Origin of the sequence: Sporosarcina quadrami (assembly GCF_014836615.1) — a bacterium.
Classification (GTDB): Bacteria; Bacillota; Bacilli; order Bacillales_A; family Planococcaceae; genus Sporosarcina; species Sporosarcina quadrami.
This window is the reverse complement of the sequence record NZ_JACSQN010000025.1, coordinates 1-12953: the sequence shown is the minus strand read 5'-3', so window position 1 is coordinate 12953 and position 12953 is coordinate 1. Positions and strand designations below refer to the sequence as shown.

Annotated in this window: 13 protein-coding genes; 2 read left to right on the top strand and 11 right to left on the bottom strand. The window is 43.0% G+C overall.

Annotated elements, in window-relative coordinates; translation table 11 throughout:
- Positions 1-12 precede the first annotated feature (12 nt).
- The 3 genes from H9649_RS16725 to groES all read right to left on the bottom strand — a co-directional run bounded on the left by H9649_RS16725 (position 13) and on the right by groES (position 3974).
- On the bottom strand, positions 13-996 hold the full coding sequence (locus tag H9649_RS16725; RefSeq protein ID WP_191696044.1) for a ring-cleaving dioxygenase: 984 nt from the start codon (positions 994-996) through the stop codon (positions 13-15).
- A gap of 1010 nt (positions 997-2006) precedes the next feature.
- Positions 2007-3641: a chaperonin GroEL gene (gene groL / locus H9649_RS16720; protein WP_191696043.1), complete on the bottom strand. Its 1635-nt coding sequence runs from the start codon at positions 3639-3641 to the stop codon at positions 2007-2009.
- Positions 3642-3689: 48 nt separating this feature from the next.
- Positions 3690-3974, bottom strand: coding sequence for a co-chaperone GroES (gene groES / locus H9649_RS16715; RefSeq protein ID WP_191696042.1), 285 nt, complete (start codon positions 3972-3974; stop codon positions 3690-3692).
- Positions 3975-4153: 179 nt separating this feature from the next.
- On the opposite strand from groES, the gene H9649_RS16710 reads away from it, so the two are divergent.
- Entirely contained in the window at positions 4154-4891 is a 738-nt protein-coding gene (locus H9649_RS16710) for a CPBP family intramembrane glutamic endopeptidase (protein WP_191696041.1), read from the top strand.
- Positions 4892-4934: 43 nt separating this feature from the next.
- On the opposite strand, the gene H9649_RS16705 is transcribed toward H9649_RS16710, so the two are convergent.
- The 4 genes from H9649_RS16705 to H9649_RS16690 form a co-directional block, all read right to left on the bottom strand.
- Positions 4935-5567: a YIP1 family protein gene (locus tag H9649_RS16705; RefSeq protein WP_191696040.1), complete on the bottom strand. Its 633-nt coding sequence runs from the start codon at positions 5565-5567 to the stop codon at positions 4935-4937.
- 146 nt (positions 5568-5713) lie between these two features.
- The gene (tatC, locus tag H9649_RS16700) at positions 5714-6526 is read right to left on the bottom strand and encodes a twin-arginine translocase subunit TatC (RefSeq protein WP_191696039.1); all 813 of its coding nucleotides are present in this window, start codon (positions 6524-6526) and stop codon (positions 5714-5716) included.
- A gap of 17 nt (positions 6527-6543) precedes the next feature.
- On the bottom strand, positions 6544-6738 hold the full coding sequence (locus H9649_RS16695; RefSeq protein WP_191696038.1) for a twin-arginine translocase TatA/TatE family subunit: 195 nt from the start codon (positions 6736-6738) through the stop codon (positions 6544-6546).
- Between the two features lie 68 nt (positions 6739-6806).
- Entirely contained in the window at positions 6807-7457 is a 651-nt protein-coding gene (locus H9649_RS16690) for a redox-sensing transcriptional repressor Rex (protein ID WP_191696037.1), read from the bottom strand.
- 123 nt (positions 7458-7580) lie between these two features.
- Between H9649_RS16690 and H9649_RS16685 the strand changes: the two genes are divergently transcribed.
- Positions 7581-9512 (top strand): ABC-F family ATP-binding cassette domain-containing protein, encoded by a 1932-nt coding sequence (locus H9649_RS16685; protein WP_191696036.1) that lies wholly within the window; start codon positions 7581-7583, stop codon positions 9510-9512.
- Between the two features lie 336 nt (positions 9513-9848).
- Here the strand turns inward: H9649_RS16685 and tsaD are convergent, their stop codons facing one another.
- From tsaD to tsaE, 4 genes are read right to left on the bottom strand one after another with little or no spacing between them, the layout of a single operon-like run.
- Entirely contained in the window at positions 9849-10871 is a 1023-nt protein-coding gene (gene tsaD / locus H9649_RS16680) for a tRNA (adenosine(37)-N6)-threonylcarbamoyltransferase complex transferase subunit TsaD (RefSeq protein ID WP_191696035.1), read from the bottom strand.
- On the bottom strand, positions 10871-11320 hold the full coding sequence (gene rimI, locus H9649_RS16675; RefSeq protein WP_191696034.1) for a ribosomal protein S18-alanine N-acetyltransferase: 450 nt from the start codon (positions 11318-11320) through the stop codon (positions 10871-10873). The genes tsaD and rimI overlap by 1 nt, the downstream gene beginning before the upstream one ends.
- Positions 11313-12023, bottom strand: a complete 711-nt coding sequence (gene tsaB / locus H9649_RS16670) for a tRNA (adenosine(37)-N6)-threonylcarbamoyltransferase complex dimerization subunit type 1 TsaB (RefSeq protein ID WP_191696033.1) — start codon at positions 12021-12023, stop codon at positions 11313-11315. The genes rimI and tsaB overlap by 8 nt, the downstream gene beginning before the upstream one ends.
- Positions 12020-12475, bottom strand: a complete 456-nt coding sequence (tsaE, locus tag H9649_RS16665) for a tRNA (adenosine(37)-N6)-threonylcarbamoyltransferase complex ATPase subunit type 1 TsaE (protein WP_191696032.1) — start codon at positions 12473-12475, stop codon at positions 12020-12022. Before tsaE ends, tsaB begins: the two co-directional genes overlap by 4 nt.
- Between the last annotated feature and the right edge of the window lie 478 nt (positions 12476-12953).

Below are 12953 nucleotides of genomic sequence, written 5' to 3'. Positions count from 1 at the left end.
TGTCTCACCTCCTTAAAAGTACTCTTTTTCTATGTTAAGTGTGCTGCGCTCCGTATTGATTGGTCGCACGGATGCCTCAATTTGCTCTCGTTTTCCTTCAAGGAAAGGTGGTAAAGATAAAATTTCCCCCACTGTTTCGTATGGTTCATCGCCCATAAAGCCAGGACCGTCTGTTGCCCATTCAAACAAAATACCTGGTGCTACGCGTACATACAATGATTCAAAAAAGAATCGATCAACATAGCCGGATGTATTGAAGCCGAATGTTTCCATACGGTCAATCCAGGTTTTTAATGCACTCGTATCTTCCACTCGGAAAGCAGCATGATGCACCGTACCAAATCCTTGGCGACCGTTCGGGAGCAATGCGTTATGTTCCACAATTACTTGTGCACCATTTCCACCTTCACCGACTTCGAATAAATGCAACGATCCTTCTTTCGCGATTTCTTTGAACTCCATAACTGTTTCGAGCATTTTTTTAAAGTAGTCAAACTCAGCAATACGGATATGAATTGGCCCTAAGCCGGTAATTGCATATTCCAGAGGAACCGGACCATTTTGCCACGGCGTTCCTGCAGCTACACCCTTGTTGTTCTCATCCGAAACCAACATATATTGTTGTTCATCAAAATCAACGAATGATATTGCTTTTTTGCCAAATACTTCTGTGATGCCTTTATTTGTCACGTTATATTTTTCAAATCGCTTGAGCCAATAATACAATGCTTCGTCTGAATGAACACGGAATGCCGTTTTGTAAATTTCATTTGTTCCATGTGTACCTTTTGGAATACCCGGAAAATCGAAAAATGTCATATCTGTACCGGCTGATCCTTTATCATCCGCAAAAAACAAATGATAAGTTTGGATGTCATCTTGGTTCACTGTTTTTTTCACTAAACGCATTCCCAACGTAAAGGTAAAGAACTCATAGTTTTTTTCAGCGCTGCTCGTAATGGCAGTCACGTGATGAATACCTTTCAATCCATTCATGCTATTCTCTCCTTTTGTAATAATAATAATCAATTACGCTTCGGCTAAATTGGTTCTAGATTTTATTCGGCTTGCTCGAAAAGCTCCTCTATAATGTCTGTGATATCTACTGAAATAAATATCTTGAATTCGAGATATATAAGCAAAAAAAATTATATTTTATTATTCAGAGTCAATTACCTTCGTTTCGGAAATCCCATCCACTTTATCGATTGTTTCTATTCGGCATTGCCATTTTAACTCAGATTAAAGTATCTTGAATTCGAGATAATAATACCTCATGAATTTTAAGACGTCAACAATTTGAATTCATCTCTTGTAGACCTATGATTTTACGGTTCTTAAAGTTTCATAATTACCAAATCTCCAGACCGATATCTTGAGCGTCATGGCAATGTAGGGAGGGATACACGAATAGCACCAGTAAGACCAATTGCTTCTACTATTCTTTTAGAAAACTCACTAGTATTAACACGATCAAAAATGTAACTCCGCGTTTCTGATATTCCTCTACACATTGTATGTAATCCAAGTCATCAATACCCACAGCAATAATAAGGTCTCTATTTGTTAGATCCTCTGTATCTACATACACGTGTACTCCAGAAATATTTCTCAAACCTGGGATGTCATCTGTTCCATTAAGCATTCTATTGAGCAATGCTCTCTCCTGCAGATGAATTCTTTCCATCCCAATCACATACAATTCTCTGCGGTCGTGCTTTCTGTAAAGCGACTGCCTAGCCAGCATATATAATTTACGACGTCTGTAATGGATGCAAAATTGCTTAAACGACTTCTATCCTAACAGAGGGGAGAAATGACAACACAAGTTTAATTACACATTACAATAAAGAAACAAAAAAAGGCCTCTCAAAAGTTTGGTCAACTAATGAGAAGCCTTTCAGAGCTAGAAAATGAACTAAATTAAGTTTTAAGCATCAAAATGGGTATCAATAAAAATGACACATAGCTTGAAACCTTAGTGTTAAAGGCTTCATTTCGCTATTTTACATCATGCCGCCCATGCCACCCATACCGCCCATATCAGGCATACCGCCGCCTGCTGGTTCTGGTAGGTCTGCTACAACAGCCTCAGTCGACAAGAACATAGCCGCTACAGATGCTGCATTTTGAAGTGCAGAACGTGTAACCTTCGTCGGATCTACGATACCAGCTTGGACCATGTTGACCCACTCGCCGTTTGCTGCGTTGAAGCCGATGCCGACTTCTTCGCGCTTGAGGCGATCGACAACGATTGAGCCTTCAAGGCCTGCGTTGTTAGCGATTTGACGAACTGGCTCTTCAAGTGCACGAAGAACAATTTTCACGCCAGTTGCTACGTCGCCTTCTGTCTCTTCAAGAAGCTTTTCAACTTTCGAATAAACGTTTACAAGCGCCGTACCACCACCGGATACGATACCTTCTTCGACAGCTGCACGTGTTGAGTTCAATGCGTCTTCGATGCGAAGTTTACGCTCTTTCAATTCTGTTTCAGTAGCTGCTCCGACTTTGATAACTGCAACGCCGCCAGCCAATTTCGCAAGGCGCTCTTGTAGTTTCTCTTTGTCGAATTCAGATGTTGACTCTTCAAGCTGTGAGCGAATTTGACCGACACGTGAAGCGATTTGCTGAGCATCTCCATTACCTTCAACAATTGTCGTGTGGTCTTTCGTAACAACGACTTTCGCAGCGCGTCCAAGCTGAGTAATATCAGCAGATTTCAGGTCAAGACCTAGATCTTCTGTAATGACTTCGCCACCTGTCAAGATTGCGATATCTTCAAGCATTGCTTTACGGCGATCGCCAAAGCCTGGTGCTTTAACAGCAACAGCGTTGAATGTACCACGAAGTTTATTCACAACTAGTGTTGCAAGTGCTTCGCCTTCAACGTCTTCTGCAACCATCAACAACGGCTTACCTTGTTGAACGACTTGCTCAAGAACAGGAAGGATTTCCTGGATATTTGTAATCTTTTTATCTGTGATCAAAATGTATGGATTATCAAGAACCGCTTCCATCTTGTCTGTATCTGTCGCCATGTATGCAGATGCATAGCCACGGTCGAATTGCATACCTTCAACAACATCAAGCTCAGTCGTGAAGCCCTTTGATTCCTCAAGTGTGATGACACCGTCGTTTCCAACGCGCTCCATCGCTTCAGCAATCAAATCACCGACTTCTTCGTCGCCTGAAGAGATTGCCGCAACTTGTGCGATCTCTTGCTTGCTTTCGATTTCATCAGAAATGCCTTTCAGCTCTTCAACAGCAAGTGCAACCGCTTTTTCAATCCCTTTACGGATACCGACAGGGTTCGCACCAGCTGTAACGTTTTTCAATCCTTCACGGATCATCGCTTGTGCAAGGACAGTCGCAGTCGTCGTACCGTCACCAGCGATTTCGTTCGTTTTAGAAGCAACTTCTGCAACTAGTTTCGCACCCATGTTTTCGAATGCATCTTCAAGTTCGATTTCTTTTGCGATTGTTACACCGTCATTCGTAATTAGCGGTGAACCGAATTTTCTTTCAAGAACGACGTTACGTCCTTTTGGTCCGAGTGTTACTTTAACAGCGTCAGCAAGTGTATCGACACCGCGGAGCATTGCACTGCGCGCGTCTTCATTGAACTTAATTTCTTTAGCCATTTATAGATTCCCTCCTGGATTTTCGTCTCTTCTTATCTATTCGTATGTTCAGCCGATGATCGCAAGAACGTCAGTTTCACGTAGGATCAAATATTCATTGCCTTCATATTTCACTTCAGTACCTGCATATTTTGAGAAGATGATACGGTCGCCTTCTTTTACTTCAAGGTCAACACGCTGTCCGTTTTCAAGCACACGGCCTGTACCTGCTGCGATCACTTTACCTTCTTGCGGCTTTTCTTTCGCAGAATCCGGTAGTACGATACCGCTTAACGTCTTTTCTTCTGCTTCGATTAGTTCGATTACGATACGGTCACCTAATGGTTTCAACAAATGAAACAACCTCCTCGACATTATATCTTCTTTTTAGCACTCAGTAAGCACGAGTGCTAATACATTTATAATCATAATCAAGTTAGGCAACAAATGCAAGTAAAATACTTGAATAGTTTTCTCTTTGCTTATCTTTATGGAAACCGCTAAAATGGACAACAGAAGAGAGGTTATAACGTATGAAAAACTGGAAAATCTACATATGGATCGTCTTAATATACATTGCAATGCAATTTGGAAGTCTTCCTGTCAGCAGAAGTTTGTTTACATACTTCATGGATACAGGCGGCCAGCCTAAAGAATTGGCCGAATTGAACGCCATCGCATGGGGCCTGTTCATTTCAAACTTAGTCGCAGCTCCATTTATCCTTTATATGACAACACGTAATAAGCAATTCTGGAATTTCTTCAAAAAAGGTAAGAAAGCATCTGTCGGCAAAACGATTCTCTTTGGAGTGCTCGGATTCTTCATGGCGATGGCAGGACAGATGATTGGGGGCATTATTGAAATGGCGTTCGGTGTCACGCCGGGATCGGAAAACACTGCAATGCTTGGAGAGATCGCGAAAGCTTCGTACATTCTGATTATCCCCATTGTGATTTTCGCGCCACTGCTTGAAGAAATCATCTTCAGAAGAGTTCTTTTCGGAGGTCTTTATACGAAGACAAACTTCTGGATTGCCGCGCTCGTCAGTGCAGCACTCTTTTCCCTCGTTCACGGGGAGCCGCAACACTTGCTCATCTACATGGCACCCGGTTTAGTGTTCGCGTTCATCTATTACGTGACACAACGAATTTGGGCTCCGATGATTGCCCATTTTTTAATGAACAGTTTTGCCATGGTCGTTCAATTTAATTATGATAAGCTGATGGAGCTCCAAAATATGAAACAAGCTTTCATCTACTTCCTATCCTAACGTAAAAAGCTGCCCGCGATTTTTCTGCGGACAGCTTTTCTTATTAAAACGCAGCTGTAACGATGGCAAAAATAATTGCACCGAAAATAAGTACAAGGATAATTCCGATGACAATTAAAATACCGGTAATGATTGCGACCGCACCAAATCCTCGCCAAGCTGAAAATCCGTGGACAAGCCCAATCCCTTTACTCGTGATAACAATACCATAAATGCCGACAGCGAGATTGACGAGATTCACTAAGAAAAATACGCCAAGCGGAATATTCGTCACTTCAAACTCCGAAGCAGGTGCTTCAAACAATGTAGACCCGTAAAGAACTAGCAACGCCAAATTCATCGGCGATAGCCAAATCTGTAAAATCGAAGATGCAGGCGTAACGTTCAGCATGTCAGAAAACCGTCCTCGTCCTCCCAGCCACTTCCCAACCCACGTAAAGAGTGCTGAGCTGATGAACCAGCCGATAATTGCCCCGACGAACGAAATGACAATTGAAATCAAAACGATTAAAATAATCGGCATTCCTGTAAATATACCTGAATTCATCATCGAAACCATTCCTACACTGATAGACGCCAATAGAAAAATGAGCAAGCTATAACCCATCGAATTTTTAGCACGCATGTATTTCAATGTTTCTGTCGGATGTGCCCATATTGAAAATATCGGATTCATTTCCATTTCCCCCTTGTACCTTTATGTACTTTCTAATTAAGACGCTTAGTATGTATACGTATGAAACAACAGAACGTTTCAGTCCTAGTAGCTTTCCTACAAAAAAATCCCGCCCCCGGATAACCGGAAAGCGGGAATGATCTTTGTTACTTATCCAAGTTGCCCATCACTTCATCAATCTGGCGTTGCTGTTCCGCTTTCACTTCTTCAAACTTCCGCTTCTCTTCCGCTTTCAAAAACTTCTTGTAGCCGAACCGACTGATGAAAATACTGATTTCATACAGACCGAATAACGGTACCGTGACAAGCAAGTGGGACATAATGTCCGGCGGTGTAATGAATGCTGCGATGACAAACAGAATGAAATAAGCGATTTTCCGCACTTTTACAAGCTTTTGTGGATCCAAAATCCCGAGTCGTGATAAAAACAGCATAACAATCGGCAATTGGAATACGACGCCAAACGGAATAAGAATTTGGAACAAGAATGTGAAATACTCGTTAATGCCAATCGTTTGTGTAATGCCGAGTTCTCCTGCGAGATTGCTCATGAAATTCATAACAAACGGCATGAGAACGAAATACGAAAAGCTAATACCAATCAGGAATAGAATGAAAGCAAATGGGATATACGCAAGCGTCACTTTCCGTTCCGTCTCATGAAGCCCCGGTGAAATGAACGACCAGAACTGATACATGATGACGGGCAAGATAATAATGACTGCCAAGAATATAATCACTTTCAAGTAAATCGCGATCGGGTCGATAACAGTGAATGCGTGGAAACTGCTTTCCGTCAGATGTCCACTATCAGTTGCGCGGAATTGGACAAACTGGATAATGGGTTTTGCCAGAAAAAAGCTGCCCATTACCGCAATAACAAAGAAAACGACGATTACAATCAGTCGTTTTCTAATTTCTTCTATATGTTCAATGACTGTTAAATTTTTATCTTCCATTAGACAGACATCCTTACTTACTGCACGTCGTTTTTCTTATCTTCCACTTTTTTGACTGTATCGTCATCATCGGAAACAAGTCCTTTTGTTGCTGATTTGAATTCGCGTAATGAAGATCCGAATGCTTTACCGATTTCCGGCAACTTCTTCGGTCCAAAAATGAGCAAAGCAATAATTGCGATGATAATTAAACTAGTTACACCTGGAGCCATTTCGGACACCTCCTTCATCTGTTCCCTATTTTACATGAAAACAGTTCATATTACTATTATCAAGACGTTTATAATTGTGAATCTTTTACGTCATTTTTGATGAAATAAATCAATGCCTGCAACTCAACGGATAAATCGATTGTATGAACACGCATCCAGTCTGGAACTGAAAGCCTTACAGGTGTGAAATTTAAAATCCCTTTAACCCCAATCTTCACAAGTCGGTCTGCGATCTCTTGTGCCGCTCTTGATGGAAGTGTCAAAATGACAAGATTAATCCCGAGCTCTTTAATCTTTTCTTCAATCATATCAGGGTGGTATACCGGAATTTCGCTAATGGACTTGCCGTCATTTGGCGCTTTCGGGTCAAATGCAACGACTATCCGTGTATTATGGTTTTTCTGGAAGTTGTATTTTAAAAAAGCATTGCCAAGACTTCCTACACCGATTAAAGCGACATCCGTTTCCTCATCCTGATCAAGTGCCTGCCTGAAAAACGTCAGCAGATGATCGACATCATACCCATACCCTTTGCGACCGAGCGCTCCGAAATGAGAGAAGTCACGGCGGATTGTAGCGGCATCGATTTTCATTGCTTCACTTAATTCACTAGATGAAATACGCTTTTTCCCGGCATTCGCGAAGTTTTGCAGAAATCTATAATATAAAGGCAGACGTTTTGATGTCGCCTGTGGGATTTTATGTGTCTCTTCAGCCATTTGCTACCTCCTGTGCGTACATTAGACCGATTCTATCGTACAGTACAAGCACGTTGTTGTAAAGTCGACCATTGCACCGTTTCGTTCGTTCGATTAAACTTAAGAAGAATAGAGGTGTGAGGAATGATTGTTTTACAAGTTAATAACGTAACTAAATCCTTCTCTGGAACTGACATATTAGAAAACGTGAAGCTAGAAGTACAGCATCGTGACCGTGTCGCACTCGTCGGCCGTAACGGCGCAGGTAAATCGACACTGCTGAAAATTATTGCAGGTGAAATGTCCGCAGATACCGGCGATCTTGTCATGCCAAAAGGCGTTCGCATCGGCTATCTTGAACAGCATGCCGGCATTGATTCTTCACTAAACATTTGGGATGAAATGTTGACCGTGTTTGAACCATTGCAACTAATGGAAAAGAGACTTCGTTCCCTTGAAGCGCAAATGGCAGATCCATCCGTATACGACAATGCTGTCGAGTACGAGCGCGTCATGAAGGAGTATGATGAATTACAAACTGACTTTAAAGATCGCGGAGGCTATCAGTACGAATCCGATATGCGCTCTGTGCTGCACGGCATGCGGTTTTATCCCGAAGACTACGGGAAAGCAGTGAATTTATTATCAGGTGGTCAGAAAACGCGTTTAGCACTTGCAAAAATGCTGCTCAGCAAGCCCGATCTGCTCATTTTAGATGAGCCGACAAACCATCTCGATATCGAAACGCTCGGCTGGCTCGAGAAATACTTAGTCGGCTACGAGGGCGCAATCCTCATCGTTTCCCATGATAGATACTTCCTCGACCAAGTCGTAACGATTGTCTATGAAGTATCGAGGCGTAAAGTGACAAAGTATCCTGGGAACTATAGCGCTTATCTCGATGAAAAGGCAAAGAACTATGAACGTGATAAAAAGCTCTTCGAACAAGAATCGAGCGAACGTGCAAAACTCGAAGACTTCATCCAACGGAATATTGCACGGGCTTCCACATCCAAAATGGCGAAAAGCCGCCGCAAGCAGTTGGAAAGAACAGAATGGATGGACTCCCCTGACGGCGATGAAAAATCCGCAAGTTTCTCGTTCTCGATCGATCGACCAAGTGGCAATGACGTCCTCGCGTTAGATCATATTGCTGTCGGATATGGCGGACAGGCTGTTTCAGAAAACATTACCATGAATACGTATAAAGGCGACCGCATTGCCATTATCGGACCGAACGGCATCGGGAAATCGACGTTACTCAAAACCATTGTCAAAATGCAAGAACCGATTGCTGGAACGATCCGCTACGGAACGAATGTCCAATTCGGTTATTACGATCAAAACCAGGCAACCATTATCGGCAATGGCACTGTATTATCCGAACTGTGGGATGAATGGCCGCTTATGAATGAAAAAGATGTACGCACTGTACTTGGCCGCTTTTTATTCACAGGTGAAGACGTAGATAAACCCGTCGTATCCTTATCAGGCGGGGAAAAAGCGCGATTGTCATTAGCGAAACTGATGCTTCAACAATCCAATACACTTATATTGGACGAACCGACGAACCACTTGGATCTCGATAGTAAGGAAGTATTGGAGAATGCGCTTGATGACTTCCCTGGGACGATCCTCTTCGTATCGCATGACAGGTACTTCATTAACCGGATTGCGTCAAAAGTCGTCGACATTGGACCGACTGGTGTTACAGAGTACCTCGGAGATTATGATTATTTCATCGAAAAGAAGACGGAAGCCGAAGAGTTAAGAGCAGAGGCAGCTAGTGCTCATCAGAAAACGGTTGTTCACCACAAACGCAATGACGAAAACAAAGACATACAGCGACAAGAACGTAAGTTAACACGTGCCATTGCTAAAATTGAAGAAGCACTATCTGCAATGGATGAACAAATGTCCTCGCTCCAAGAGGAATTATTAAATCCAGACTTTGCAGATGACCATGTCAAACTCATGGATTTGCAGGCGCAAATTGATGCGTTGCAAGCAAGCCACGACGAGCAGTCAGAAGAGTGGTTAACGTTACAGGAAGAGCTTGAAAATTTGCATGAATGACAGTATGAGCTGCCGAAAGGATACTAGATCCTTCGACAGCTTTTTCTATTTTCGACAAAACGGAAATAATGGATAGTTCCATTTTCCACAATCTTATCAACAACTCACTCATTGATTTAATCGGATATGAACAGGGTTATACACATTATCCACAATCTAAACATTTTTTACCCACATAGTTATCCAATTCTTTGTGTGATAATACACATATATCGAATAACTATCCACAAGTTACTAACAAATGTGCATAAGTACGAATGTTCCCTATTGACAAACGAATAGACTTGTAGTCCAAATAAAGAGGGAAATCGTCATCATTCGACGATTTCCCTCTTTTTATTCATTCCAAGATGTTAACTGCATTCCCGGTCTGCCATTCATGCTCATATCCCCTCGTACCCCAGCCATATACATCGGTGTACCAGCAGCAGCAATCATCGCTGCGTTGTCTGTACAAAATGAGATCGGTGGGACGTAAAATGGAATGTTCTCCTGTTCAAATGCTGCATCGAGTGAAGCCCGCAAGCCTTTGTTTGCAGCAACTCCTCCTGCAGCAATTACTTGCTTTACATCATATTGCTTTGCCGCACGCACAGTTTTCGCAGTCAGCACTTCAATCACACTTTTTTGAAAACCTGCCGCCACATGTTCGGGTACAATCGTGCCACCTTTTTGCTCAATATTATGCTTATAGTTAATAACCGCCGATTTCAATCCACTAAAACTGAAATCATATGAATCCGGCTCAAGCCAAGCTCTCGGGAAGTCCACAGCGTCATCACTTGCAAGTGCGAGTTTATCAATCTGAGGTCCTCCAGGATAAGGAAGTCCAAGCACACGGGCAACTTTGTCATACGCTTCGCCTGCCGCATCATCACGTGTTTCACCGATTAATTCAAATGAGCCATGATCTTTCATATAGACAAGCTCCGTATGGCCCCCAGAGACGATCAATGCCAATAGCGGAAACTCCATCTGCTGCATCAACTGATTAGCGTAAATATGCCCAGCGATATGATGCACACCAATAATCGGCAGTCCATTCGCGAATGCAAATGCTTTCGCCGCATTAATGCCAATCAGCAGCGCACCAACAAGCCCTGGACCTTCCGTCACTGCAACAGCATTCAAATCTGCTGGCTCAAGTCCTGCAACGTGAAGAGCTTCTTCAATAACAAGTGTAATCTGTTCCACATGATGTCTAGAAGCGATTTCAGGCACAACACCACCAAAACGTTTCTGGCTTTCAATTTGTGACGCAACAATATTCGACACGATTTCATGTCCATTTTTTATAATGGAAGCTGCCGTTTCATCACAACTTGTTTCAATTCCTAGTATATAAATATCAGTAGTCATTAAAATTCCACCCACATGACGAGCGCATCTTCATGGTCGTCCGTATAATAGTTTTTCCGTATACCGCCATCTTGAAAACCAAGTTTCCGATACAAATTTTGCGCCGTAACGTTCGTCATACGCACTTCCAGCGTCATTAATCTAACCTCATTCATATTACATAATTCAATCGCTTTACGCATCAAACCTTCACCAATGCCATACCCTCTCAAATGCTTGCGCACCGCAACATTCGTTATATGGCACTCATCCAACACAACCCACATACCGACATGCCCAATCACTTCCCCTTCATGGACCGCGACAACATAATGGGCATACTCATTCGCAGTCATTTCATGCTCAAAAATTTCCTCCGTCCACGGGGTCGCAAAAGCTTCCTCTTCAATCCCGACAACCGCCGGAATATCTTCTATTTGCATCTTTCGATATTCAATCACTTTACTCACTGGCCTTATCCTTCCGTTGTTGCATTAACCAATTCGCCTCTGCTTCCGCAATACGACGGTATTCCGGGGTAAATGCATGTATATTCTCTTCCCGTTCACTCTGTTGCGCCATATGTATGAGCGATGACGCTCGTGGTAGCTGTAATGGAAACGGAGCAATGATCGCATTCTCGCCCATCTTCTCCCGAATAGCCACTTCATGCATGGCAACATCCTTACCGATGTACAACACTGGCCGTTCGTATTCCTTTAATGAATCCAGCAGATCTTCAATTGCAAAGTGCCCATCTTCTTTAATCGCGTTCAAATGACCGTCTTCATATTCATAAAGCCCCGCGTACACATTATTACGTCTTGCGTCTACAATCGGGCAGATGGCACCATCAAAGTAAAAAGCATTCGCAGCCAGCGTCTTTAAACTCGAAACACCGACCAATGGCTTTTTGAGTGTCCAAGCGAGTGTCTTCGCAATTGTAACGCCAATCCTAACGCCTGTATAAGATCCAGGTCCTTCGGAAACCGCAATAGCATCTATCTCTTTCGGTTGCAATTGGACAGTCGCAAACAACTCTTCAATTGTCGACATCGCTCGTAAAGAGTGATTGACTGCCATTGACGAATTCACTTCCGCCAAAACAGTTCCGTCCTTTACAATTGCTACGCTAAGAGGCGTATTTGCAGTATCTATTCCTAACCATATCATACCATCATCGCCTCACAAATCTTTTCATACCGTTCACCGATTGGATGGAAAACGATTTTTCTAGCTGTATCTCCTGTGTGGAAGATTCGTATACCAAGTCGTTCTTTTGGAAGATCCTCTTCTATAAGATGCGCCCATTCCACAACAGATATAGCATCTCCATAAAACAGCTCGTCCCATCCCAGATCCTCATCACTATCAGCAAGACGATAAACATCCAAATGATTAAACGGATAATTGCCTTCGTATTGTTTAATAATCGTAAACGTTGGACTGTTGACTGTCCGTGTAACACCAAGCGCTTTAGCAAGCGCCTGCGTAAATGTCGTTTTACCAGCACCAAGGTCACCTTCAAGTGTAAGTACGTCAGGCGGCACAAGTAATCCAGCAAGTTGTTGTGCAAGTTGCTGAGTCTCTTCTAAAGAGTTTATATCTATTTCAATAGTAGTCATAACGATTCGTGTTCCCTTCCAACTCCACTTTGTTCTAGTGTACCGAAAAAACGGAGATTCTAAAAGTTTTGAGGTTTGGCGAGTGAGATGGGCGTGTGCTCGTATATTCCATGCGTGCGCCCATAAATGATACGTCTGCGCTCGTATATACCAGTCCCGCGCCCGTATATTCCGCTCCTGCGCTCGTTTATGCTGTTCCCGCACCCATATATGCCGTCATCGCGCCCGTATATACCAGTCCCGCGCCCGTAACATCCGACGGCCCGCTCTTACAAAAACAACATTAATTTGGCAAAAGCTTACTTCGCGATAGACAACCAACTCACCCAACAGTTCCCCGCGTAAAAAACATTAAAAAACCGATTGTGGAAGTTATCCACAATCGGTTGAAAGTTTAAATTAAAATGGCGGTCCCGACCGGGATCGAACCGGCGATCTCCTGCGTGACAGGCAGGCATGTTAACCGCTACACCACGGG